Genomic DNA, 24,716 nt, shown 5'->3' on the forward strand with positions numbered 1-24,716 from the left:
TGACCATATTGCCGCCTAAAGTTCTTTATCACTTCTATCCAATCGTCTGGACTAATCCCTAGCCTATCAATCAGTTTTGGGGTTGTATCGCCAATCGAACCACCTTTATTGGGGTGTATCGCTCGCCCACTCCAATCGGCAAGTTCTAAATAGTCGTACAGTGTAAACGCGATAGCATTGTTGTCTTTGCTTGAGCCAAAGGGCATTAAATAGCGAGGTTGTTCTGGGGGTTTGTCAGTCGGTTTGCTGTTGATAGGTTCTTGTGATGATTCTGTGTGCTTTTGGTATTGTGCAATTCGAGTTTGGATGGAAGTGTAATCGCTATGTTCTAAGTCATCGCACATACCTGCACGGACGGGGTTTAAATCAACATACATCATGCAACTCAGCAACGCTTGTTCATCTAATAACGCTTGAGAGTAATATCGTCCTTCCCAGTAACGCCCTTTACAGTTATCTTCTTTGTTCGCTTCTCTGGCAATATATTCATTAAGGTTGCGCATAAACCAACTAATGTCATACAGACGCTCTCGCCAGAGCGCTGTAAATTCAGCGACCTTGTTGAGGCTCGCTTCATCGTCAATCATGCCACTGCGATACATATCAACTAAGGCGTTACCATTATAAAGGCGATACCAACGCTCAATCACTTCATCTTGTGACCATGCTAGTCCTTGGCTACGGTCAACGCGTAACACCAGATGATAATGATTACTCATAATCGCATACGCGGCAATATCAATGGCAAAGATGCTAGACAACAGATGAATTTTGTCTAACACCCATTGTCGTCGGTGGTTGTAATTTTTACCCGAGTATTTGTCTTCGCCACATAAATATGCACGCCGAACACACCGTGAAACCACGTGATAATAAGGTGTCGCCGATAAATCGATGAGACTTCCTCTCGCTCTAGCCATGATGCTACTCCCACTCTCGTTTAGTAGGACTCTAGCCTAGTACAAAAAGTAATTAGCCGTCTAAAAATTATGGGTGTCTGAAATTTAACTTTTTCGGCATAGGACAATAATTAGCCGGTATACACCGGCTAATTTAATCAATTTACATTATCATAGTTATGATCATGGTAAATTTTATTCATCCAGTTACCTAAATGGATATTATCGTCAGGAGTCAATTTCAAACCCGCTCCTTGTGGGTATACAGGCATATCGCCATCTACCCTGTGGAGTTTGTTTAATTTAGATGCCACCCTACTTGAACCGTGTGCATACAAAAGCAATAAACTCTTGATCGGTGACACCTTAAGTTTACCACCCTCTTTTACTTGAAAAATTTCGTGAAGGTATTTATTTTCCGTATCAGGGAGCGAATACTTTAAAATGTTTTTATGATCCGTATATTTAGAATCTAAAACATTAACTAGTGGTTGTGCCCAGTCGTCATGATCAAACCTAACAATAAAGTCGGGTTTGTAATAATGTTTACCATACTTAGTGTCATCTTTATTACTTACGTTAATTAAATCACCAACTTGAGCAATGCCTTTCCTATAGATATAAATTCTAGGCTCAAAAAATAACTCTACAGATAATGCGCCAGCTTCATAATAAAAATAATTATAAGAAAGATCTTCTGGTCGATCTTGAGTATCCCCATTAAAAGGAAGTGAATCATCGTAATGACGATAATTTTTATTTCTTAATGTGATATCAAATTCATTTTGAATAGTAGAGTGGAGCATATGCAAACTCACTAATTCATAAATAGAAGACAGATTTCTCAACCCCATAAGTAGTTTATCTTTATTCAGGTTAGGTGTGCCTGCCGAGTACCACTTATGTACTTGTTCAAAAAGGTTTCTGTAGCTAGGTCTCGATAATACATATGGCGTCATCCTTGGAGGCAAGCCATTGATTAGCTTTATTCCTAACGTTTTTTTATACAGGTGAATAAAACTGTCAATCGATTTGTTTAACTGTCTTAATTCAGAAAGATGATGACTAATGATAGCTCGACGATAAACCTTTAAAGCATTTTCAAAAGAAACATAACTATCACTATCATCTGTTACAAGGTACTTTCCTTGACCTTCTGTAAGGTTTTCAGAGTTTTTCTTTATTAAACTAGTGACGAAAAATTTTGCTGCGTTTAAAAAACTATAAACCACTCGGTTTTCAAACACATCAGGGTTTTCAGAGATGTACTCCCGAGGTGATACATCTGTTTTATATAATCGCTCTCTAATTTTAAGGTTTGCACTTTGCTTATCTGATGGCTCAATTTTATCCAAATTTTGCAGCATCCAAAACACACTATCTGGCCCCGTGGGTGAACCATTTTCAGTGATTTCAATATTTTGTTTCCAGTCAAACTTATGATCTCTAACAAATGTTCCTCTATTTTTAGTCATGAAATCCATTATTTTCTGTAACAACGATACCTTCTGCATAGTGCTTTTTTGGTCATCATTAAAGTCGCCACCTACAAATGATTTTGAAAAACAAAGCATCAACATGTCATTCATATTGTCTGAAATATATTTCAGCATTGATGATGCCAGTTCCGCATTCGCTTTCCTTGCTTTTATATCTACCGTAATTTTGTTAGAAATGTCCGCGTTATCTCTAAAGAAAAGGGATATATCACTCTCGCCAAAGTAATTGTAGAAATGTTGGTTTCTATGAATTTTAGGGTCATTTACAGAAATGAATATCAATTGAGTATCAGTGATCGATTTAGGCATCATCTCTACAGGTACATCACCTATAAGTAAGTATGGTTCGCCATATTCCTTTGCTTCAAGGGGTATAGATACTTCAATCTCAACAACATCGGTTTCATTAAGCTGAAGTATCTGACCCTCCTTTGGAGTATATGTGGCAGACTCGTATTGCCTACTTACATTAAAACTCCATTTAATCATGCAAAAGCTCCATAACTAAATAGACTTAATTCGCCCTTGATTATTATTCTATCAATGCGTCTACGTGACATTTCCATTTCGACAGGTATTGCTTCAAGTAATTTATGTAGTCTCTGGCCAAACAACTCACCATAGCCACTTAAAAGAGGGACTACATGTTGGCAAACTGCATAATCTAAGGCATAAAGATTACGCTCAATAAGCAATGTAGAAGCTACATTATGGTATTCATTAATCGCTTTTCTCTTACGGTAAGAAACGATGACTTGATTACCTAACTTCGGATCGTCGTCATGGAGCACTTTAATTATATTATCGAGAATATTTTGAATATTATCAGGCAACGTGTGCATTGTAGCTGCGAATAACTCAATAAATTTTGGCCCTGATATTATTGACGATACATTGATATTATCTATTGCATGCAAGTTGCCAACAACAGAACCATCTTGCACGATGTCGTCAAAATGTATTATTGATGCTCTATCCAGCATTCTTGGTGTGAGTATTTGTACTGAATCGTCGTGATTAACTGTTCCTAAAAACCTTAAGTGCTTTGGCACTGACAATTCTGGTTTGCTTGGGTCGCCTGTGAAAATAGTTCGAGTAGACTCAGCGTCAGCCATTTCCAAAAATGGGCTGAAATAATGCTCTGGTTGAGATAAATTGAATTCATCAAGAAGTACGATTGCTGGTGCTGATTTTTTTTCAATTTCTTCATCTTGCATCTGCTCCAGTAAATGATACAAACCAGTGGATGAAGGAACAAAGGATTGAGAAAGTGCGTTGTAAAAACCAAGCATATCTCGAGATGATGTCCAACCTCGCGCAACAGGTATATTTAGGAGACGTTTATCAAGCCCCATAGATTGACCTATCAATTTAGCCAATGATGTTTTCCCGGTGCCTGGATATCCGCTAAACAATGTGAATTGGCTTTGCGCAATGGTAACCACCACATTAGCTAATTGGTTGAAATCCGTCTTTCTTCCGATGTCACTTAAGGTTTCAGATATTTGGTTGATGTATTCAACTTGGGAATTATCCCCCCATTTCATTATATCCAGACCCGCTGGTACGCTGTAGTTAGTTGCCTTAACATCTTTTGGTCTATTAGAGCCAGTCAGTACATCAACTTCATTCTTAACTGAAAGTAATTTATCAACATAAAACTGGTTACTTTCAGTTAGATCAGATTTCAGTTGTTCATTTTGTTTTTCTAGCTTTGCAATATCTCCTCTTAAGATATCTTTGTATGCATCAAGGTTAACTTTCTTTGCTTCCGCCTCTTCAACAGACGCGAAGTGACTGTATTTTTTTTGTATTATACTGAAAGTTTCATTGAGTTCTTTTAGTTCTTGTCTTTTCTTTTCGATGTCTTCATTTATAAGGCTACTGGCTTCTTCAGCTAGCTGAGCTTTGTAGTCATCTGATTCAAGATTTTGAAATTCTTTTCTCTTCTGACGAATCTCGCCTTCAATAGATAACTTGCTAAGTTTGAGCGCGTCTATATCAGAACGTAATTCTGAAGTTTGTTCGTTGAGTTCTTCAGTTACTTTTATCTTTTCATCACGAAAATAATCATCTTTATTACCTTCTATAAAGTCAGTGACAATGTTTTGTCCGCGTTCAGAACTAATGAATTCATCCATTAAACTACGTCTTATTCTACCCCATTCACCATCATCTCCAGGAATAGTCAATAACTCAAAGAACCGCTCAAAACGTACTTTATTTCCGCGATATTCTTTGGTTCGAGATATTTGGCTTTTAATTAAAGGGATCATGCCTTTGGTGAAGTTTCGTATCTGAGAGTTACTTACCAATATCTGGCCGTATTTCGACAAAATTTGATCGTCACTCATATAGTCAACTGTATTGTTTGTGATGTTTAACAGGCGTTTTACATCACAAACCAACTCTATATTATTTGCTCCATATCTGAAGTTCACTATTAGATTTGATGCAAATGATGCATCCATTTCAGAGTAATGGTATGCAGGGATATACGTCTCTCTATTTTCAGATGTGTAGTCTGTAGATTGAGTTTCAATGAAAACCTTAAATGTAGAACTGTTTGACTCTTCAACTTTAGATACAACGAACGGTCCTTGTAAATCATCTAAATGTTGCAAAAAAATTATTTGTGTCAACGGTCTTTTATCTGTTATTACGTATGAGGTAGATAAACTTGGTACTTTTTCTTTAAAAACTTCCGCAACAGAAAATTTAGAACGAATAGGTGAAGCGTGCTCAAAGGCACTAACATATTTGCAATCGCCTTCATTAATAATATTTCTACTTTCGGTGCATTTTAGTAAAAAAAGACCATCTCCATATGTTTCTTGAATGTCGTCGTAACCTCTCATGATAAATACATGACCGGATTCGCAAAAAGGTTCCTTTGTGTTTATGGGGTGTAATTCATCGTCTATTTTTTCAAATAAGGCTCTTGCTTTTCCATTGTCTTTGTCGTTGCCATACGCGTGATCAAGTATGCAAATTATTATTCTTTCCTGAGCCATTTATTTCTCCATTTTTTACCGATTCATCGTCTACGCTTAAGTTATTCTCGCGCATAAACATAACATTATTAATAAGTTAAATGTATATATTAGTGTGTAGCTCTCATATTTTTACATGCACTAGTTAAAGTAGAACGATAATAAAGGCTTAATCCTAGCTCATGTTTTCAAAGTACATACCAGTCATAAAAACGAAACAATGAATAGTCCGCTTTGCAGGAGGGGAAGTTAATAATTAGGATATCTATTACAAATGGTAATGAGTCATCGCTAATTTTAGGTACAAACTTTAAGGCGCTATGTGCCCCATAGCGCCTTTAGCGAGAATAACGGAGTGACCGAACTTTGTCTGCGTCGGACTCTGACCAACATGTTGTCACCAGCACCCTGCTCGCTGTTTCGACACCGGATAAATGTCAGCGATAACCATTTATTGCGTACGAACGGCAAAAATATCAAGCAACGTTACGCGACATCAGGGATCGCAACTTTTGAACAAGGCACAATTGATCTTGAGGGGCTTTGGCACTGCTGATCGCACATAACCGAATCGCGGCCTGAGGTTTTAGCCCGATACAACAATTGATCGGCGCGGTTAAACACCGAGCTTATCGATTCTCCTTGACGGTATTGGGTAACGCCGATACTGACAGTGACCTTCACTTTTTGGCCGTCGATTGATTCAACCAAGGCATTACGGGTAACAGACGCTATTCGCTCAGCTATTTCTACCCCCTGTTGTTCGTTGATGTTCGGCATGACCACAAAAAACTCTTCCCCCCCGACCCGAGAAATAATGTCGAGTTGGCGTAGTTGAGTCTTTAATATTTGTGCGAATAACACTAACACTTTGTCACCAATCATATGGCCATAGCCATCATTAATCCGTTTAAAGTGATCAAGGTCGCACATCAGCACACTATAGTTACTCGCCTTCTCGCTCTTAAGATTAGATACCTGCTCGAGCTGACGCATTAACACACGCCGGTTGATCAATCCGGTTAAAGGATCGACTGTCGACTCCCGGTATAGTTTCATTAACATCACTAACTGCCCAGTTTGCAACCATAAACTAATACCGCCAAACATGATAAATAACCATAATTGATCGCTAAAACCAACTAGATCGGTTGAATTTAATCCAAATTCAACCACCAACATCGGCACTAAAATAACCAGTAATAATAGTAAACCACCTATAACTGTTAATGGGAATAGGCCGAGCATTGCAATAATAAGATATGGCATCATGACAAAACTAACGGGGATTTCCGTAGTGGGTAAATTAGCCTCAAGCGAGACAGTACTGGCAACGTAAAACAACATCGGAAAACAAAAGGCTAACGCTAAACATAGACGAGTAACATAAATACTTGTCCGTTGTTTTATGACCACAACTAGCCCTAACAAACTGAAAGAGAGCACAATTCGATCAATCATTAATAGATTTGCCAGCACTTGATCAAATAAAAAGTAATCAAATACCGCTGACAATGGTACTGTTATCACAAAAAATAAAATCATCAGCTGTAACCGCTCAATAACATAGTTATTACGCGTTTGAACAAAGTCGACCGAATGGTGTAAGGTTGAAATAACATCAGAAATTCGATAGTACAGTGCTAATAAGCTCAAATTGTTATTGAGTCGACAGGAACGATGTGCATAATCTTTTTGAGGCATAAAAGGCGTTACCAAATCCGATTTTTAGCTTGCTAAAATAAATAATTATAACCAAGGTCGGATTGACACTAATTGATTTAAAACAATAAAATACGATATCTAATAACAAACTTGTCGATATATACGATAAAGTGACTGCACGATTTCACGTTTAAACAACGAAGTGATCGAATGTAATTGGTATCACCCCTTTATATCAACGCACTATCAACTAGGATATTAAATGTATAACATCTTGATCGCCGATGACCATCCATTATTACGTGATGCTATCGTCAATATCATTAAGCTACGTTTTGATAATTGCGTCACCTTCGAAACCAATGATTTGCAGCAAACGCTCGACTTTGCTGCCAAAACCCCTGAGTTAGATTTAATTTTACTTGATTTGAATATGCCAGGTATGAACGGCTTCGACGGTTTAATTAGCTTGCGCAATCAAAGCCCAACAATCCCCGTGGTTATTGTTTCTGCTGAGCAAGACAAAAAGATAATTTTACAAACTATTGCGTATGGCGCTGTCGGCTTTGTGACAAAGTCGTCATCTAAAGAGACCATAGCTGATGCTCTGGCTAGCGTACTCGCTGGTGATGTTTATCTGCCACCAGCGATAATCCGCGATGACAGTGCAGGACAAGAATACAACTCTTTCACCAATGCTCAGCAACATGTTAGCGACGTTAACTTGTCTTCGCTAACTCGGCGTCAATTAATGGTCTTAAAGTGTTTAACCAAAGGCCATGCCAATAAACAAATCGCCGATGATCTCAATATATCTGAAACGACGGTCAAGTCGCATGTTTCCGTTATTTTGAAAAAGCTTGGCGTCTATAACCGGGTTCAGGCCGTAGTTAGTTGCACTGATATTGATTTTAATCAGTATCTGAAACGTTAATTTAATAAGTGCAACATCGCGGCTTTTAATTTCATTGGTTTAATTGGCTTGTTGAGCAGTAAAATATCGCTGTCTTTCATTTGAGTTTGCAGCTGTTGGCTGTAATTAGCCGTGATCATCAATACGGGCACTACTGCAGCCCGTTGTTGATTAATAATCGCAGCCAGCGCTAATCCGGTGCGGCCATGGGCTAAATGGTAATCAACTATCAAGATGTCGACCTGAGCATTAGCAATGTTAACTTGCTCGGCCAACGCCTTTTCACTTAAAGCCGTGATGACCTGACAGCCCCATTTTTTCAACAAAATAGCCATCGCATCGCAGATTTGCTGATCGTTATCAACCACCCAAACTTTAACATTGGTCAAAGAGTTCAATGCTACGGGTAAATCAGTCGTCGCTGCAGTGCTCGCAATTCGCTGACCAATTGGCACTTCAATACTGAACACAGAGCCTTGACCTAGTGTTGAGCGGACATCGATTGGGTGATTTAAAATTGCAGATAACTTATCGACGATAGCCAATCCCAAACCTAGTCCATTACCAAACGCGATGTGTGCGCCCTCTAGCCTCTTAAATTCATGAAAAATTTCGGCCAGTTCACTTTGTGCGATCCCTAACCCATTATCCCAAACCTCGATGGAAACATGGTGTTTTCGACGGCGAACTCCAAGTAAAACTTTACCTTGGTCACCATAACGAAAAGCATTGGACAACAAGTTTCGCAAAATACGGGCCAGCAAAGCACTATCACTATGGATCACGAGATCACAAGCAACGTATTTAAAGTCTATTTCGTATTTAGGGGCAAGCTGCCGGTATTCAGCCGCCAAATTATCGAGCAGTTGTGATAGCCGAAACGAATGCGGTTCACCAATCACAATGCCGGCATCGAGTTTTGAGATATCGACCAAACCAACAATCAAATTTTCAAGATCCAATAATGAGTTAGAGACTCCAGTAATTAAATTATCAACATCGGGCTTGACCGCAACATCAGACATTGCGCCTAAAAATAGCATCGCTGCATTTAGTGGCTGGAGTAAATCGTGACTAACCGCCGCTAAAAACTTACTTTTAGATCGATTGGCCACTTCGGCTTCGCGCTTAGCGTTGACCAAATTAGCCTGTACTAATCGGCGTTCATCAACTTCATTAAGTAATTTATCATTAACTAACTGCAACTGAGCCGTACGTTGTTCAACCCGTTTTTCTAGCTCGTCATGTGCTTGTTGCAGCGCTTTAGCACTGTTTCTACGCTCGGTAACATCACGAACTAACACAAAAAATCCTAATACTGCGCCGGTATTGTCTTTATTGGGCACGTAAGATTTCAGCAAGTAATTTACGGCACGGTTACTCGTGCGCTCTTCTATTTCAAAACTAACACTGTGGCCTGATAACGCCTGCGCGATATAGGGCTCTAGAAGGTGATAATCACCAAGTACCCGACTCATTTTTAAGCTGTCGCCGACTAAGCTGCCTGCAGGCAAATCATACCAGTCGAGATAGCCTTTATTAATGAATTGAAACTTAAGATCAGCGCCGACGTAAGCGATCATCGCCGGGACATTATCGGTGATTAAGGTGAGCCAGTTTTTACGGCTTTCCAGTGATTGGGCATATCGGTGACGTTGAGTAATATCGGTAAACGTTTTAATCAGTTGACCACTAATCAATAAATGCTCTCGGACCTCGAGCACTGTGCCATTAGACAGAACTTGTAAATCAAAATTTTCGTTATTACCTGTTTTAGGGGTCAAATCAAGTTCGGTAAGATGCTGTATTTGTGCTAACGAGGGGCTACTTTGCAGCATTTGGGCCGACAAGTTACTCATTTGTGCAAAACGGCGGTTCCACACTTCGATTTGGCCATAACCATTGAGTAAAACCACCCCTTGCGATAAGTTATCGACCAAGTTCTGTAACAAGCGCGATTTTTGACTCATTGCTTGATCAAAGCGTTGCGACTCAGCCGTTTTTATTGCCGTAATGTCGGTATATAACATCACCCAGCCACCTTCGAGAGTACGGCGTTCATTGAGCTGAAACCATCGACCATCGCTTAATTGATAAACCGGACTATTCTCACTATCACCTGGGTATGCTTGACTGATAATACCTCGAACTTTGGCCAATTCTTTAAAATCTTTAAAATTTACCCCTTGTTTTACGGGTAAATTAGAATGATTCCAAAATTTTGTGAAGTTGGTGTTTTGTAAAATAATCACACCATCGCAGTCAAGTAACACAAAACCATCAGACATACTTTCTATCGCATCGATAAATCGTTGCTTAAAAATATTGGCTTGGTGGTTGGCGCTTTTTAATTCGAGATTACTGCGCTCAAGTGCCTCAAGTGTTTCGTTAAGCGCTTGGGTTTTCTCACGGACCTGCTCAGCCAGCTGAACAGAGTGTTCAAAAGCTGAATAGGGGTCGCTTTGGTTACCACCGCCCTGCTCAACCCGATCAATGAGCACCCGATTAATTTTCTCAAGCTGGGCATTTTTACGCTCGAGTCTGGTTACTTGTTCGCTAAGTGTTTCAGTTGTCACAACGTGCTCCTGCGATGAAAACCCCAGTCAATGTTTGATTCAAATGAATACCGTTAAAGTGTTCACCGTAAGTATTAAAACCAACAATATTATATTGCCCAAAGATATCATGTGCCAATGGTTGCAAACCTGCTTGCTCGACTTCAAGCCGACGTAAAATACAATCACAACTTAACACCAGTTCGGGCGGACCGTAACGTTTACCAATCGCCGCCATTTTTTCCTTTAATTGTTCAAAGATATCCCCGAGACTGACCACCGTTAACACAATGCCCGTATCAACCGCACAATAAAAACTTAAACTATTATCAGCATGATTAACTTGTTGTATCGCACGAAAAAAATATTGGCTGCCGACTTTGACTGCCACAGGATGCAAGGCAAAAATACTCGGGTTAAGATCTTTGACCCTAATATTATGCGCTCTGGCGTATTCAAGCGCAGCCGGTTGACCATTAAGCTCGTAAACCGTCCGTAATTGAGGATCTGCGTTAGTCACCACCATCTTTTCACCCGGTTGTTCAAGGTGATTAATAGAGAATACGTCAAAAGCTAGATCGGTATTAATCATGATGACCACAGCAGCCTGTTGATGAAACCGGCCTTGATAATAAACATGAGTCTTGGCTAATGAGATATCGTCAGCCGCCGAGCCGCCAAAATGTGGAATGTCGTTGGCAGCAGAATGCAAAATACTTAAAAATCGTTCTTCCTGCGATGACAATCCATCAAGCAAAGTCATCATAAAGCTATGCTGTTTAAGAACACTTACCGCTTGCTTACGACACTGGTTGGTTAAATCACTGACCAGCGATTGGGCCGCACTTAAATTAAATTGCTCTAATGAGGCAACTAGACCAACACTGACCGAAAAATTCATCGTACTAAAGCCAATCGCGACAATGCTATGTTGGCTATAACCCGCACTTGATATTTCACCAGCGGTGGTGCAACCAACTATTGGTAATGAACCAAAAGTGTCACCAAGTGCTTGTTCGAGTAGTTTCAGATCGTAACTGGCTGAGCAAAAGAAAATCACAAAGCATAGATCGGCGTCAATTAACTTTTTAGCCAGTTCAGACACCGCCTGTTGCGGGTCGGTTAATATCGTGGTCGCGGTAATTGTTTTTGGCATATATCCTAACCATTCCTAACTATTGTTTAATAATGAACAAGCTACAGGGAAATCTGATAGTAATGCGTTACGGCAATATTTACTAGAAGCTTATCTAATGTTGTTAGCTCTGTTGACCTGAACTGTAGCTATGTGCCTAGTAGATTGAGAGTGTTGGTGTTAGAAAAATCAAGCTTGAGCAGCATGTTCTTACACGGATGTAAGATATTAGGACAATGCAGCAGCAATTGTCGAGATGCTGCGCAGAGCCTCGAACGTAGGTAGAACCCTCATGCCAGCGGCATGAGGAAGTTCGCCGAAGTAGTGATGGATTTACGGCGACTTGCTGTTCTAATGGCAACACTTTATACCAATTCCGATAATTAACTGATCATTCTTAACGGTTAAAACAAATGATAACCGCGTTATTTCCAATCCCTAGGGAAAGTCTATGTAGAATAACTACAGACATAAATAAATGCCTTGTTATCATCCGTTTTCCCTCGTAAATAAATTGGCCACTAATTTAACGGAATTGGTATTAGTGCAACAGAGCCAATATTGTTCATAGAGTTCGGTTGCTTTAAAACAAAAAAAGCGACTGACCCTGTTGACAGAGGCAGCCGCAGTTTACATCTCTAACTTGTTAGAAGAAGCCAAGTGGACTTGTGCTGTAGCTAACTAATAAGTTTTTGGTTTGTTGATAATGATCTAGCATCATCTTGTGCGTTTCACGGCCAATCCCAGATTTTTTATAACCACCAAACGCAGCATGAGCAGGATACAAGTGATAACAGTTGGTCCAAACACGACCAGCTTCAATGCCACGACCCATTCGATAAGCTAAATTAGCATCTCTGGTCCATACACCTGCACCCAGTCCGTAAGCAGAATCATTGGCGATTTCTAGTGCCTCAGCTTCATCTTTAAATGTAGTTACAGCGATGACCGGACCAAAAATTTCTTCTTGGAAAATCCGCATCGTGTTATCACCTTGCAAAATAGTTGGCTGAATGTAGTAACCAGTTGATAATGAGTCACCTAACAATTCTTTATCTCCGCCAGTTAGAACTTTTGCCCCTTCTTGACGACCAATTTGCAAGTAACTCATGATCTTATCAAATTGCTGTTCAGACGCCTGTGCTCCAACCATAGTGGCGGTGTCTAACGGATTGCCACGAATGATCTTATTCGCTTTTTCAACTACAATTTTAATAAAATCGTCAAAGATATCTTCTTGAATCAACGCACGTGACGGACAAGTACACACTTCGCCTTGGTTAAAGAAGCCTAAAACAAAACCTTCAGCACATTTATCTAGGTAATCGTCTTCGTGACTCATAATGTCGCTGAAAAATACATTTGGTGATTTGCCACCAAGTTCAACCGTTGATGGAATTAGATTTTCAGCAGCACATTTTAAAATGTGAGAACCAACGGCCGTTGAACCAGTAAAGGCTATTTTTGCAATACGGGTATTGGTGGCCAAAGCTTCGCCAGCTTCTTTACCAAAACCGTTAACAACATTAAGTACGCCAGCCGGTAGCAAATCACCAATAAGTTCCATTAATACCAAGATACTTGCAGGAGTTTGCTCTGCAGGTTTAAGCACAACACAATTACCGGCTGCTAATGCAGGAGCGAGCTTCCAAGCGGCCATTAGTAAAGGGAAGTTCCATGGGATAATTTGCCCAACAACGCCCAATGGTTCATGAAAATGATAAGCAACCGTGTCGTTATCTATTTGGGATAAATTGCCTTCTTGGGCACGAATACAGCCTGCGTAATAGCGGAAATGATCGACACAAAGTGGCACATCAGCCGCTAAAGTTTCTCTGACTGGCTTACCGTTATCCCAAGTTTCAGCGACTGCTAACACTTCAAGATTGGCTTCAATAACATCGGCGATCTTTAACAAGATATTAGAACGTTCTGTCACCGACGTTTTGCCCCAAGCGGCTTTCGCGCTGTGCGCTGCGTCGACAGCTAATTCAATATCTAATGCACAAGAGCGAGGGATCTCACACATTGCTTCACCAGTAACAGGTGATAGATTAGTAAAATAATTTCCTTTCACTGGCGCAACCCATTTGCCACCGATAAAGTTATCATAACGTGATTTAAAAGTTATCACCGAACCTTCACTGCCAGGACATGCATAGATCATAATTTCACCTCAAAAAAGTAGCTTCGCGCAAATACGCAACACAATTGATATTAGGACTCTTAGTTAAACTTATGCCAACAATAAATCCTATTGTCCTTTGGCAGCGAAAACATCCTACTTTAGGAGGATAATGGCCAGAATGGGCTGCTACTGGCTAATAGTCGAATGGAAATATACCTGCCATAACCGGGCGGCCAGCATCTCCTTGATGATAATCACAGACACCATCGGGGAAAACAGCTTTTAGCTTGGTTAAATGATTTTCCATCATGATAGTGCCATACACTCCCTGAGTTATTGCTTGTTCAACGTCTTGTAAATAGCACTTAAAAATGCTCGCTTCCCATGGCGCTCCAGCCGCAATTCGAACCGTTGAATACATCGGATATACCTTGTTGCAGGCTCCGGGTGGTTGCTCATTCCATTGACCGTCCCACACTTGATTGCCCGTTGCTATTGGCTGTCCAGTAACATCAAAGCAGCTGTCTAACAATTGGGCTGGTTTGCTGGCGACAACGTCGTGCTCAGGATCCTGACGGATGTTTGCCATCCACTGGTCCATTACTGCGAAACCTCGCACGACAGGGGTGAAGTTTTTATGACTAACCCAAATCACTTGATTATTGGCATGCCCTTGCTGTTGCATGATCCGTAATCGGGTATTAAAAGACGCCGAAACATGGTGCATATCGAGATCGTCTTCTAGGTAATGCCGAATATCTAACGTTGGCAAGGTCAATTTCCCAATAAATACCTGCCCCGAACGATAGGCGCTATTAATCGCCGAGATATCGCCTTGGTGGCGCGCAGCCAAGCCATTTCGCAGCTCGGTTACATTGTGATTGCCCCATAAACTCAGCCACAGTGGTAATTTAATGAGCGGTAACATCCCAATTTTTTCAGCTTGCAGCATCGGTTGCTCACGCCAACCACCAATTTTACTATTGAGGTCAAAAAACGTTGCCACGCTTATCCGACCGTTTTTTAACGCCTCAAGCCCATATTGTACCCCGACATTGTCCCAAGTCGTTTTGGTAAATCCGTCACTGCGACGGCCAAAAATGCTGGTTAGATCTTCCCAATAATTCCATTTAACTTGTTTAAGCACATTTTGAGAAAAATAAGGTCGTAAAAAGCCCTGCAGCGGATTATTGATATAGGTTGATAAGCCAAACCATCCGTTAATACATTCACTATTTCCTTTGGGCATTTGTGGCCACTGGCCATCTAACAGCATATTCATTGGGGTTAAAAAACCAATTCTCTGATCATGAGAGTTTCGTGCATTCATGCCTTCGATAGCCGAACGTAAAGTCCAATCGTCAAATAGATTCGGTTGCTCACTCCGATAAGCGTAAAACGTATTAAGCAAATCACAATCAAGTGCATAGATGGTTTGACTGATCATGTCTGGATACGAATACAGCGGCAATAACGCATCTAGCAAATCGGTACCATTTTGTCCTAATAAATATTGAGATAACCCGCCGCCACTGCCCCCAACGCCAACCGTGTATAATGGCTCGCCATACAAGGCAATAAATTGTCGTTTGACCCGCATCGCCGTATCTTCAGCCAGCAGCATATTGTAGGTATAACTGGTTTTATTGGCCGAAGAGGTTATCACCGCATAACCCAATTTTAATTGCTCACTACGTTTATTAATAATATGCGAGCCACTTTCCTTGCCTTGGCGAAAACCTATGCCGGATCCCCCTTGAAATTGATAAACTAATCGGTTATTCCACAACGACTTGTCCTGCCTGCCTTTCGCCGGATCGGCCAACATCGCAATAACATAAATGAACCGGTTAATGGTGCCATGCTCAACACGGTAAATTTCAGGCACACTCAGGTCGTTGATCATTACTCGGTTAATAGATTGCTCGGCGGGAGGCTTGTCAGTCGAATATGCTGCTATTTTTTGGTTACTGCTGTTGCGGTAAAAGTAATTAATTTTCGTAGCGAGTGAACAATCACGGCTGTAACCTATCACCCGTGAAGTATTTTCGCCGTGTGCATCAAGGGCAAATATTTTAACCCCTTCAGCAACTTGATTATCAACCACCGGCTGTCCATGCCCAGACCAATCACTCATACAATAAAACGGGTATTGTTTGGGGCCAGAATACAGTGATTGAGCCGGACCTATTTCGCCAATAGCAATAGGGAACGGAAACGTTTCTTCAGGTCGAGTGGCCAAACTAATGTGTTCGGTCATTTCAAGTAAATAAGCTGTCGGATCTGCTGTGGCAATACCGACCACTTGGCCGGGCTTGTAAGGATTTATATCCCAGTAACTATAACCAATAGCCGCGGAAAAAATCACAGCCAAGATAATTAATAGCTTGTTCATAAGCGCTCCTTTACAAGATAGTTTCGTTTATTATAGTTCAAGCAATCGTAAGGAGCAGTGCAGTCAGGGCATCAGACAAATATGGGCGCATTAGATTAAACGAGGGTTGAGGTTGTGCATAGGTAAAATAAAGGAGTACAAGGCGCTCGATTGATTACGTCTTTACTGACGATACTAGGATAACCAGCATCTTAGCGGGCAATAACTATTTGGCTTGAGTTATCAATAATATTAATCAACGCTGATTAATATTATTGATAATTATTGTTATTTAATTAAACGAATAAGTTGTTTGAATCGATCGCCAGTGGCAACTTGTTGCAGTTCAAACAACAGCATTTCGATACTGGTTAAACTGGCTCCCAGTTGCTGCATTTTGTTCAGCCCGAGTTGATAGTTTTGCTCTGTTCGTGAGGAAATAGCATCAATAACGGCTAAAACATCATAGCTGCGACAAAGCAGATCTCGCGCCGTTTGATAAACACAGATATGCGATTCAAGCCCAGTTAAAATAACTTGCCGACGGCCCAGTTCAGATAAACGTTGCCTAAATTCGATGCAACCCACCGCACTAAACGAAGATTTAGCAATGGCTGACGTGTGCGGGTATAGCTCACTCATCACCTCAATTAGGGGCTCAGATGTCGGCCCAAGTTTTTCCGGTAATTGCTCAAGCCACAAAATTGGCATATTAAATAAATATCCGGCTTCAATTAGCGTGTGAATAGCCGGCACTAACGTTTGATGATGATGGACTGTCTTGGCAAGTTTTCCTTGGACATCAACGATAACTAACACGCATTGTTCAGCTGATAACTTCATCTTACTTTCCTCACTCGCTCAAGTATTAGCAACAATAAAATCAAAAATTGCAAACAGACAACGCATCAGTTCTCGAACCGTAACGTTTAGACAGCAATCTACCTAATTAACTCGCTTTTATCGAATTAAACAAATCACAAATTAATTGGTTGACCCGTGCCTTGTCATTAGTATGGGCATAAATTCGTAAACCTGTAATTTGCATTTGCACGTAATGCGCTAAGCGTTCAAGATCTTGGCCTGCAGCTAACTGGCCTGCGGACTGCGCTTCTGTGAGCAAAACAATAAATGCGCCTTGGATCATTTCCAGTAGCCGCTTAGACTCTGTTAACAATTGGTGATTTTCTTCGGTTAACTCTGAAATAGTTTTAACCAATAAACACATTGAGTTAGGCAATGTAACGGTGTCGGTGCCATTAGCGCTTTCTATTACCGCTTCTTCAATATAAATTTTTAATGCACCTAAGGGGGATGCGGATGACTCAATACAATATTTTAAACTGGTTAAATTACGTTTGGCATAACAACGTAGTACCTCTTTAAATAAACCTTCTTTACTACCAAAGCTGGCGTAAATGCTGCCCGGCCTCAGGTCAAGTGCTTGTTGTAAATTACGCATTGAAGTCGCATGGTAACCTTTTTCCAAAAACAGCAATGTGGCTTTTTCAATGGCCTCATTGCGATTAAAACTTACTCCATTTTCCATCCAAACCTCGTGTTGATCTTTGCGTAATTGACGTGAATATTAAAACAATCATTAATGACTTTTTATCGAACACTATATAAGCGTAATCGACGACGTGCAGTATTTACAAGGATCACAGTATATAACCCTCGCGACTTTGACATGCTAGCTATTTATAACAGTTATTTTATTGCTAGCCTACCTGAGCCTATATTTATGCCCAGCTTTAGTGGCAGGTTACATGATGATAGCTGGCTATTAGAGCCATATATACTAACGCTTAATCACGGTTCAACTAATATCTAACACAATGAACTATATCTTAATATATATATATATCTATTTGATATACCAATGTCTAATGGTTAGAGCTCCCCAAAAAAAATACTTTAATAGCTATAAATAAAACTAAAAGGAATGGCCATGAGCTCCTCTGAACTATACCCAGTATCAAAGACTTTTGAATTAAACGCGCTGGTAAATAACGATCAATATGACGAAATGTATCAACAATCGATTAATGATCCTGATGTTTTTTGGGGCAAGCACGGAAAACGAATTGATTGGATAAAACCTTATACCAAGGTTAAAGAAACCTCTTTTGAGGCGCCAAATGTTCGCATTAATTGGTACAGTGACGGCACTCTCAATGCTTCTGCTAACTGTTTAGATCGCCACTTAGCCAATAACGGCGACGACATCGCCATTATTTGGGAAGGTGATGACGCCAAAGATCAACGTAAAGTCAGTTACAAAGAACTGCACCACGATGTCTGTAAATTTGCCAATGGCCTTAAAGCTAAAGGGGTAAAACGTGGTGACATTGTCTCTATCTATATGCCAATGGTACCTGAAGCCGCAGTTGCAATGCTTGCTTGTGCCCGTATTGGTGCGGTTCATTCAATCATTTTTGGAGGATTCTCTTCTGAGTCTATTTCATCGCGCGTGATCGATGGCCAAGCCAAAGTCATTATTACTGCCGACGAAGGCCCTCGTGGTGGCCGCATGGTGCCACTTAAAGGCAACATTGATGAAGCGCTGCTTAATCCAAAAGTAACCACTGTTGAAACCGTCATCGTATTACAGCGTACCGGCGGTGATATAGAGTGGGTTGAAGGTCGCGACGTTTGGTGGCACGAGTTAACAGATTCTGTTTCTAGCGATTGCCCAGCCGAAGAAATGAATGCCGAGGATCCACTGTTTATTCTTTACACCTCGGGTTCAACCGGTACTCCTAAAGGCGTGTTGCACAGTACTGGTGGTTACATGGTTTATGCGTCTATGACTCATGAATATGTATTTGATTACAAAAAAGGCGATGTTTATTGGTGTACCGCCGATGTCGGTTGGATTACTGGTCACAGCTACATGGTTTATGGACCATTAGCCAACGGCGCCACTGTGGTTATTCACGAAGGTGTGCCTAATTATCCGTCGCCGAGCCGCTTAGGTGAAATTATTGATCGTCATAAGGTCAATCAACTTTATACCGCACCAACCCTTATCCGCGCATTAATGGCAAAAGGCACCAAGCACTTCGATGATTTTGACGGTAGCTCATTACGGGTATTAGGCAGTGTCGGTGAGCCGATTAATCCGGAAGCGTGGCGTTGGTACAACCAAGTGATTGGTAAGGAAAAAAGCCCGATTGTCGATACTTGGTGGCAAACCGAAACCGGTGGTATTTTAATTACGCCTTTACCTGGCGCCACGGCAACTAAACCTGGCTCAGCAACCCGACCATTTTTTGGTGTTCAGCCAGCGATAGTTGATGCTGAAGGTCAAATTTTAGAAGGTGCAGCAGAAGGTTCGTTGGTTATTCTTGACAGCTGGCCGGGACAAATGCGCACGGTGTTTGGCGATCATGAGCGTTTCATGATGACCTATTTCCAAACATTCCAAAATATGTATACCACTGGTGATGGCGCCCGCCGTGACGAAGATGGTTACTATTGGATCACAGGACGCGTTGATGATGTGATAAATGTCGCAGGCCATCGCATGGGCACTGCTGAAGTAGAAAGTTCACTGGTTGGCCACAGCCAAGTTGCTGAAGCAGCCGTGGTCGGTTATCCGCACGATATTAAAGGCCAAGGAATTTATGCCTACGTTACCCTTAATGACGATGTTGAAGAAACCGAAGAACTGCGTAAAGAATTGAAAATATGGGTCCGTAAAGATCTTGGTGCCATTGCTGCTCCAGATATGATTCAGTGGGCTCCTGGTTTGCCTAAAACGCGTTCAGGTAAGATAATGCGCCGGGTATTACGAAAAATTGCGGCCAATGAAATTAATGAACTGGGTGATTCGTCAACGCTGGCGGATCCGTCAGTGTTAAATACCTTAATTGACAACCGCCAAAACTCGTAACACTTAACGCATTACATAGCGTATATTTAAAAGGCCTGCTACCTTGTTAGCAGGCCTTTTTTTATCAATTTATTGTAATAACCTTAGGTAAAGCATGTTAGTAATATATCAATTCTCAGATGCTCAGGTCGAACAAGTACATCAGCTATACCAACAAGTTTGGTGGGCCAATCAACGCAGTTTACAAGACACTAAAGCCTGTATCGACGGCTCGCAAATATCTATCGGTTTGATTGATGATGATAAAAAAATGGTAGGTTTTACCCGCGTGATCACCGATTTTATTTAACCGGAGTTCTGGATAAGAGTTTTGTAGCAGCTTGAAACTAAGATTATACATATATAATTAACTTCCAGTGACACGATTTTAGTGGATATCAAGGCGTTTTCACGAAGTAATAGCTGGCTATTGGGAGTAAAAACAACGCAGATAGGCGCTAAAATAGCGTTATTGGGCAAACTCGCTTATCCGGTACTCAGGTTATTGATAAAGCGGTTATTTTTGATGTTATCGTTTGCGATAGTCAGCGCGGTAAAGGCTTAGGTAAACAATTAATCGAGCTAATAAAGCAACACCCACGTTTGGTGAAGGTAAAACAGTTTGAGTTGTATTGTTTGCCGGAAATGACTGAGTTTTATGCTGAATATGGCTTTTCGACTAACGTTGGCGGAGTAACGCTAATGCGCTGTGTCAATGACTAAAATAATGACGACAGTGTTATCAAATTAATGACGATAACGCTGTCGTACAATATTCATTTAATCAGTGCTGTTTTGTTTAAAATGATTTAAACCGTACTAAACAACTCTTAGCAACACTAAACAAAATGTAGGCCTGAATTAATTAAAGTGCATTCTAATTCGTTCAAGATCTGCTTGAGTATCGACCCCTGCTGGTGGCGCTTGCTCTGCGACACCTACTGCAATTTTTTCACCGTGGTATAAAACCCGTAATTGCTCCAAAGATTCAATTTGCTCCAGTGGCGAGGGTTCCATGGTTAAGTACTGACGAATAAAACCGGCACGGTAGGCGTAAATCCCGATATGTCGTAAGTAATTTTTACGTAGTTTTTCAGGGCTGCCACGATGAAAGCCATCTCGGTCAAACGGAATAGCTGCTCGGCTAAAATACAAAGCATGACCCAGTTTATTACACACGACTTTAACCGCGTTAGGATTATCAATATCGAGGTTTTCGTCAATTGGTACTGCTAATGTTGCCATTGGCACATCAGGGTTGTCGGTCAATAAAGCCGCAACTTGCGCAATATTGCCAAAGGGGATCATCGGCTCATCGCCTTGAACATTAACCACGATATGATCAGAATCAAGACCCAAAGTCTCAATCACTTCACCAAGGCGCTCGGTGCCCGACTCATGGTTACTGCCAGTTAGGCAATATTGACCGCCAAAAGCGGTGACAACGTCAGCAATGCGCTGATCGTCAGTCGCGACAATAACCCGCTCGGCACCAGCCTCAAGCGCTCGTTCGTAGACCCACTGGATCATTGGTTTGCCGCCAATATCTAGCAGCGGTTTTCCCGGTAGTCGACTCGACTGGTAACGAGCCGGAATAATCACACTAAATGACATACTTACTCCTTATTCACTACTATTGCTGTAGTGGGGTCGCTTGCTCTTCCAACAAGACCGGAATTGAATCGCTAATTGGATAAACTAATTTATCGGCCTGACAGATTAATACGTTGTCATCACGATTAAAATCGAGTTTACCTTTGCACACCGGGCAGGCAATTATTTCTAATAATTTTATATCAAATGCCATTAATCTCTTTCCTTTAATTTATTAAATATTTTTTCAGTTGCACCTAACGTGACCTCGGCCGTTACCGGTAGATAATACCAATTATCTTGGGCAAAATCCTGACACTTTACTGCGTCTTTTTCGGTCATCAACAAACACTGAGAACCCGTGGTAAGTGCGGCTAGCTGTGAAGGCGTATAGGCTTGATGATCGGCAAAGCCAATTTGTTGAACAGTGGCGATATTAAGCTTGCTCAAGGTCTCAAAGAAACGCGGCGGATGACCAATGCCTGCCATCGCTATCACTTCTTGTTGTTCAAAATAGCTGCCGCTCATTGTTTGCCCTGTCGATAGTTGAACCGCAGCACCGGGTACCAAGGCTAAGCTCTCTTCGTTAGCCAGAGGCTGACCACCGTTGCAAATAACGACATCGACCGAGTTTAAGCGTGTTGTAGGCTCACGAAGCGGACCCATCGGTAATAACTTGCCATTACCAAAACGTCGCATGCCATCAACAACCGCAATTTCAACATCTCGTTGCAACCGGTAATGCTGTAAACCATCGTCGCTAATAATAATATCTAACGGCGTACCGTCGGCCTTAGCTTGGGCAATTATTAATTGCGCTGCAGCAATACGGTCACTGCCAATCGCCATTAAGCAGCCAGTATTGGCGACAATCAATTTAGGCTCATCACCCGTTATCGTTACCGGCGTTGTTGATTGAACCAAAGTTGCCTCGGTCGCACTGCCGCCATAACCACGACTAATAATGCCAACTCGCTTGCCTTGTTTGGCCAGTAACTTCGCCAGCCAAATAACCACTGGCGTTTTACCGTTGCCACCGACAGTAATATTACCCACGACAATGACGGGAATTGGCAGGTTAACACTGCGAAATAGGCCGCAGCGATATGCTGAGCGTCGAAAAGCGGTGACTAACCAATAGAGCAATGTTAAAGGACTCAACAACCACATAACAGCATGACCTTGCTGCCAAGCCCGTTCAATAAATGCCTTCATTAATCTTGTTCCACACTAAATTGCATGTTGTGTAATAGGCTATACGCCCCGCCTTTAGCTAATAATTGCTGATGTGAACCCTGCTCTATAATCCGGCCTTGATCCATCACCACAATGCAATCGGCGTGTTCAATGGTTGATAAACGATGGGCAATGATAATTGAGGTTTTATTGTCAAGTAAGCGCGTTAAAGCACTTTGAATAGCTCGTTCCGATTCAGTATCAAGTGCTGAAGTTGCTTCGTCTAAAATAAGAATAGGCGCATCGCGTAAAATGGCCCTTGCTATCGCAATACGTTGACGTTGGCCACCAGAAAGGTTGGTACCATTTTCGCCAACCGGACTATCAAGCCCTAATGGCATATTTTTCGCAAACTCATCAACATGGGCAGCCTCAGCAGCCGCTTCAATTTGTTCACGGCTTACGGCACCAACCGCGCCATAACTAATGTTATTCGCGATGGTGTCATCAAATAGCACCACTTGCTGCGATACCAATGCAAACTGTTGCCGCAACACAGATAATGGATATTGGCCAAGATCTTGGCTGTCTAAGCGTATTTGACCAGTTTGATAATCATAAAAACGCATCAATAAATCAGCCAAGGTCGATTTACCGCTACCAGAACGCCCAACCAACGCAATAGTTTGGCCTGCTTTAATCGACAAATTAATATTGCTTAACGCGGGTTGTTCTTGACCATCGTAAGTAAAACTCAGGTTATTAATTTCAAGTGCACCACTGGCGCGTGCTAAATTAACCGTGCCAGTGTCGCGTTCTGATTCTTGATCCAGCAATGCAAAGACACTGGCACAGGCGGTCAAACCACGCTGCAGGTCACCATTAACTTTAGAAATCTGTTTTAATGGGCGCATCAGTGAGCCCATTGCCGTCACTATCGCAATGAAAGACCCAGCGGATAAGGTATCTCGCATTTGGTCATAACTGGCAATGTACAACACAATTGCGATGGCGAACGAACCAATAAACTGAATTAAAGGCGTACTTGCTACCTTTGCCACCACTAACTTCATTGCCTGTTGGCGATTGTTTTTATTGATTTGACCAAAGCGCGCCGCTTCTTTTTCTTCACCAGAAAAAGCCAGGATAATCTTTTGCGCTTTAAGCATTTGTTCGGTTGATGTGGTCACTTGGCCCATCGCATTTTGAATTGAGCGACTGATAATCCTAAACCGCTTAGAAACCACCGAAATTACGATGCCGATCAGCGGGCCAATTAGGAAAAACACTAAAGATAACTGCCAGCTTTCATAAAACATTAACGCCAATAAACCGAGGATAGTAACGCCTTCACGAATTAAGGTCACCAAAACCTGCGAGGTAGCTAGCGCCACCTGCTCGGTATCATACGTTATTTTCGAGATAAGACTGCCGGTACTATTTTTGTCAAAATACCGTACGGGCAGTTGCAGCATTTTATCAAATAACTGCTGGCGCATTTTTTGAATAATATGGTTGCTAACCCAAGCGAGACCGAATCCCGAGACAAAACTTGCCAAACCACGAACGAGAAAAAGTGCGACAATAATGCCAGCACCCATTTTTAACATACTACCATCGGCACTGCTAAAGCCACTATCGATCAACGGCTGGATCAGCTTAATCATTGCGGCATCGATTGCGCCGTAGATTATCAATGCAAAAACTGAGACGGCTAATACCGCTTTATACGCTTTAAAATAACTGATTAGGCGATAAAATACGTCTTTATAATGAATTGTTGCAACATCGGGCATATAAAATTGGCTCGTCAAATAAAATCGCCTCTATTCTAGCGCCATCAAGGACAATGACCAAATGAAACTTAGCCAAGCTCTTAGAATAAACCTTTCTTGATGATTATTTACGC

General features: G+C 41.4%; 18 protein-coding genes. 4 read left to right on the top strand and 14 right to left on the bottom strand.

The features are described from left to right. The 4 genes from HRU23_18290 to HRU23_18305 form a co-directional block, all read right to left on the bottom strand. A partial coding sequence (locus HRU23_18290; GenBank protein ID NRA56093.1) for a transposase occupies positions 1–920 on the bottom strand: 920 nt, incomplete at its 3' end. Between the two features lie 137 nt (positions 921–1,057). Then, complete coding sequence (locus HRU23_18295) at positions 1,058–2,887, bottom strand: hypothetical protein (GenBank protein ID NRA56094.1); 1,830 nt, start codon at positions 2,885–2,887, stop codon at positions 1,058–1,060. Beyond that, a complete protein-coding gene (locus HRU23_18300; protein ID NRA56095.1) occupies positions 2,884–5,412 on the bottom strand; it encodes an AAA family ATPase in 2,529 nt (842 codons plus the stop codon). Before HRU23_18300 ends, HRU23_18295 begins: the two co-directional genes overlap by 4 nt. A 465-nt stretch (positions 5,413–5,877) precedes the next feature. Further along, entirely contained in the window at positions 5,878–7,095 is a 1,218-nt protein-coding gene (locus HRU23_18305) for a GGDEF domain-containing protein (GenBank protein NRA56096.1), read from the bottom strand. 223 nt (positions 7,096–7,318) lie between these two features. On the opposite strand from HRU23_18305, the gene HRU23_18310 reads away from it, so the two are divergent. Then, positions 7,319–7,990, top strand: a complete 672-nt coding sequence (locus HRU23_18310) for a response regulator transcription factor (GenBank protein NRA56097.1) — start codon at positions 7,319–7,321, stop codon at positions 7,988–7,990. Here the strand turns inward: HRU23_18310 and HRU23_18315 are convergent. The 6 genes from HRU23_18315 to HRU23_18340 form a co-directional block, all read right to left on the bottom strand. After that, positions 7,987–10,545, bottom strand: a complete 2,559-nt coding sequence (locus HRU23_18315; GenBank protein ID NRA56098.1) for a PAS-domain containing protein — start codon at positions 10,543–10,545, stop codon at positions 7,987–7,989. The genes HRU23_18310 and HRU23_18315 overlap by 4 nt on opposite strands. Then, positions 10,535–11,680: an FIST C-terminal domain-containing protein gene (locus HRU23_18320; GenBank protein ID NRA56099.1), complete on the bottom strand. Its 1,146-nt coding sequence runs from the start codon at positions 11,678–11,680 to the stop codon at positions 10,535–10,537. The genes HRU23_18315 and HRU23_18320 overlap by 11 nt, the downstream gene beginning before the upstream one ends. 625 nt (positions 11,681–12,305) lie before the next feature. Next, complete coding sequence (locus HRU23_18325; protein ID NRA56100.1) at positions 12,306–13,826, bottom strand: aldehyde dehydrogenase; 1,521 nt, start codon at positions 13,824–13,826, stop codon at positions 12,306–12,308. A 154-nt stretch (positions 13,827–13,980) separates the two neighbouring features. After that, on the bottom strand, positions 13,981–16,182 hold the full coding sequence (locus HRU23_18330; protein ID NRA56101.1) for a hypothetical protein: 2,202 nt from the start codon (positions 16,180–16,182) through the stop codon (positions 13,981–13,983). A gap of 267 nt (positions 16,183–16,449) precedes the next feature. Next, entirely contained in the window at positions 16,450–17,004 is a 555-nt protein-coding gene (locus tag HRU23_18335; GenBank protein ID NRA56102.1) for an isochorismatase family protein, read from the bottom strand. Positions 17,005–17,110: 106 nt separating this feature from the next. Next, complete coding sequence (locus HRU23_18340; GenBank protein ID NRA56103.1) at positions 17,111–17,710, bottom strand: TetR/AcrR family transcriptional regulator; 600 nt, start codon at positions 17,708–17,710, stop codon at positions 17,111–17,113. Positions 17,711–18,112: 402 nt separating this feature from the next. Here HRU23_18340 and acs point away from each other — a divergent pair, with 402 nt between their 5' ends. The 3 genes from acs (at position 18,113) to HRU23_18355 (ending at position 20,761) form a co-directional block, all read left to right on the top strand. After that, positions 18,113–20,059, top strand: a complete 1,947-nt coding sequence (gene acs, locus HRU23_18345; protein NRA56104.1) for an acetate--CoA ligase — start codon at positions 18,113–18,115, stop codon at positions 20,057–20,059. Between the two features lie 94 nt (positions 20,060–20,153). Then, positions 20,154–20,348 carry a hypothetical protein gene (locus HRU23_18350; protein NRA56105.1) on the top strand — a complete coding sequence of 65 codons (195 nt, stop codon included), beginning with the start codon at positions 20,154–20,156 and terminating at the stop codon, positions 20,346–20,348. Between the two features lie 161 nt (positions 20,349–20,509). Next, complete coding sequence (locus HRU23_18355; protein ID NRA56106.1) at positions 20,510–20,761, top strand: GNAT family N-acetyltransferase; 252 nt, start codon at positions 20,510–20,512, stop codon at positions 20,759–20,761. Positions 20,762–20,899: 138 nt separating this feature from the next. Here HRU23_18355 and kdsB read toward each other — a convergent pair whose 3' ends face one another. Genes kdsB through msbA form a run of 4 tightly spaced genes read right to left on the bottom strand, consistent with a single transcriptional unit; the run spans position 20,900 to position 24,603 of the window. Beyond that, a complete protein-coding gene (gene kdsB / locus HRU23_18360) occupies positions 20,900–21,652 on the bottom strand; it encodes a 3-deoxy-manno-octulosonate cytidylyltransferase (GenBank protein NRA56107.1) in 753 nt (250 codons plus the stop codon). Between the two features lie 19 nt (positions 21,653–21,671). Then, complete coding sequence (locus tag HRU23_18365) at positions 21,672–21,845, bottom strand: Trm112 family protein (GenBank protein NRA56108.1); 174 nt, start codon at positions 21,843–21,845, stop codon at positions 21,672–21,674. Then, the gene (gene lpxK, locus HRU23_18370; GenBank protein ID NRA56109.1) at positions 21,845–22,846 is read right to left on the bottom strand and encodes a tetraacyldisaccharide 4'-kinase; all 1,002 of its coding nucleotides are present in this window, start codon (positions 22,844–22,846) and stop codon (positions 21,845–21,847) included. The genes HRU23_18365 and lpxK overlap by 1 nt, the downstream gene beginning before the upstream one ends. After that, complete coding sequence (gene msbA, locus HRU23_18375) at positions 22,846–24,603, bottom strand: lipid A export permease/ATP-binding protein MsbA (GenBank protein NRA56110.1); 1,758 nt, start codon at positions 24,601–24,603, stop codon at positions 22,846–22,848. Before msbA ends, lpxK begins: the two co-directional genes overlap by 1 nt. Between the last annotated feature and the right edge of the window lie 113 nt (positions 24,604–24,716).

This window comes from Gammaproteobacteria bacterium, from assembly GCA_013214945.1.
Taxonomy (GTDB): Bacteria; Pseudomonadota; Gammaproteobacteria; order Enterobacterales; family Psychrobiaceae; genus Psychrobium.